Annotated in this window: 3 protein-coding genes; all 3 read right to left on the reverse strand. The window is 61.4% G+C overall.

The features are described from left to right. Positions 1-200: 200 nt before the first annotated feature. The gene (locus FEM54_RS30460; protein ID WP_138454054.1) at positions 201-731 is read right to left on the reverse strand and encodes an acireductone dioxygenase; all 531 of its coding nucleotides are present in this window, start codon (positions 729-731) and stop codon (positions 201-203) included. After that, positions 728-1891 carry an MFS transporter gene (locus FEM54_RS30465; RefSeq protein WP_138454055.1) on the reverse strand — a complete coding sequence of 388 codons (1164 nt, stop codon included), beginning with the start codon at positions 1889-1891 and terminating at the stop codon, positions 728-730. The genes FEM54_RS30460 and FEM54_RS30465 overlap by 4 nt, the downstream gene beginning before the upstream one ends. Before the next feature lie 73 nt (positions 1892-1964). Beyond that, on the reverse strand, positions 1965-2467 hold a 503-nt coding region (locus FEM54_RS30470), incomplete at its 5' end, for a chorismate synthase (RefSeq protein ID WP_138454056.1).

Below are 2467 nucleotides of genomic sequence, written 5' to 3' on the forward strand. Positions count from 1 at the left end.
CTCCTTTTGTAGTGGATGCCCTATCACCTTTCGGATTCCTGCTATTGACAGGTGATATAAACATCGAGTCTGCAGAGAGTTACATAACGAATGGATTGAAAGCACAGGGCGCAGCAGAAACAGCTACGCCTTACAGATAATCAGGCTTATTCCCACAACAACTTCCAACTTGCCTGGGTTGAACATTTAAATATCTGTGCTTAGTCGTCCAAGCCCGGGAAGCCATCGGCAATAGCATCGCCGGTGAGTTGAGGCTCACAGCCTTTAGCTGTGTTGAACAAACGCAAGGTGACAAAGTGCGGGTTCTCGCCCATGTCAAACCAATGCGGCACGCCGGCCGGAATCACCAGCAGGTCATTTTTCTCACAACGTACGGCATACACATAGTCGCCCACGTGCACGTTGAACAGGCCTTGGCCTGCGACGAAGAAACGCACTTCGTCTTCGCTGTAGCGGCGTTCACTGAGGAATTGCGCACGCAGTTCAATGTTCTGTGCCAGATCGCCCGCCGCCCTAAGCACCTCCACGGCGGCGTAGCCAAGGGCGTCGATCTGCGGCTGGTACGCGGCGATCATGTCTGCGTCGCTGGCGCCCTTCTCAATCGGCGCCGGCTGCCAGCGCGCAAAACGCACACCGTGGTCGGCCAGCGTCGAGACGATATCGTCGAAATGGGTCAGGACCTTGTTCGGGGTATCCGGTGTGGCGGCAGCGTAAACAGCGACATAACTCATTGCTCGGTTCCTGTAGTCGGTTCTTGCAATCGAAGGCCAATGATAATGGCGGCGGCCAGGGCGGCGACGCTGGCGATGCTGAAGGTCAGGGTCGGCCCCAACAGGTTCCAGCTGTAGCCGGCGTAAAGGGCGCCCAACGCGCCCCCGGTGCCGGCCAGCGCGGCATACAGCGCCTGGCCCTGGCCTTGTTGTCTGGCGCCGAAACTGCGTTGTACAAAGGCGATGGCGGCCGCATGAAAGCTGGCGAACGTGGCGGCGTGCAGCACTTGCGCCAGCAGCAATACCCAGAAGATTTCAGCGAATGACCCCAGCAGCAACCAGCGGATAGCCGCCAACACGAAACTGGCCAGCAGCACCCGCCGCACCGAAAAACGCGTCAGGATCCGGCTCATGGCCAGGAACATCAGCACCTCCGCGACCACACCCAGCGCCCACAGCATGCCGATCACGCCACGGCTATAACCCAAATGTTCAAGGTGCAGGGTCAGGAACGTGTAATACGGGCCATGGCTCATTTGCATCAAGGCCACGCAGGCATAAAACGCCAGTACGCCGGGGCTGCGCAATTGCTTGAGGAAACCGTCACAGGCCAGGCGATTGCCCTGGACGGCGGGCTGCGCGTTCGGCACCCACAGGCTGGCGCCAATAATGCCGGCCATGATCACCACGACCACCACCGGGTAAATGTCCAGGCTCAGCCCGTCGAACAGGCGGCCCATGATCACCACGGTGAGGATAAAACCGATGGAGCCCCACAGGCGGATCTGGCTGTAGCGCGCGGTTTGCTTTTGCAGGTGCGCAAGCGTGATCACTTCAAACTGCGGCAACACCGCGTGCCAGAAGAACGCATGCAGTGCCATCACCAGGGCCAGCCAGGCGTAGGTTTTGCTGAAGAAGATCAGCGAGAAACTCGCCAGGGTACACACCGCGCCAAAACGCACGATGGCCAGGCGCCGGCCGGTGTAGTCGCCGAGCCAGCCCCACAGGTTGGGCGCCACGCAGCGCATCAGCATGGGGATGGCCACCAGCTCGCCGATACGCGCGCTGGAGAACCCCAGGTGGTCGAAGTACAGCGCCAGGAACGGCGCCGTCGCCCCGAGCAGGGCGAAGTAGAAGAGGTAGAAGCTGGAGAGGCGCCAGTATGGGAGGCTTTGCGTCATATTGTGGGGGGCTGCTGCGCAGCCCAGCGGGAGCAAGCTCCCTCGCCACAGCAAGCTCGCTCGCCACACACCGTCACAGCTGGCCCAACACCGGCGTACTCACCTGCACATCGGCGTTTTGCCCACGGTTGCGCAGCAGGTGGTCCATCAACACGATGGCCATCATCGCCTCGGCAATCGGCGTGGCGCGGATGCCCACGCACGGGTCGTGGCGGCCCTTGGTGATCACGTCCACCGGGTTGCCATGCACATCGATCGAACGGCCCGGCGTGGTGATGCTCGACGTGGCCTTGAGCGCCAGGTGCGCAACAATCGGCTGGCCGGAGGAAATACCGCCGAGGATGCCGCCCGCGTTATTGCTGAGGAAACCTTGCGGCGTCATTTCATCGCGATGCTCGGTGCCGCGCTGGGCGACACAGGCAAAACCGGCGCCGATTTCCACGCCCTTGACCGCATTGATGCTCATCAGCGCGTGGGCCAGCTCGGCGTCGAGGCGGTCGAAGATCGGCTCGCCCAGGCCCGGTTTGACGCCTTCGGCGACCACGGTAATTCTGGCACCCACCGAATCCTGATCGC

It is taken from the genome of Pseudomonas edaphica (assembly GCF_005863185.1).
GTDB classification, from domain to species: Bacteria; Pseudomonadota; Gammaproteobacteria; order Pseudomonadales; family Pseudomonadaceae; genus Aquipseudomonas; species Aquipseudomonas edaphica.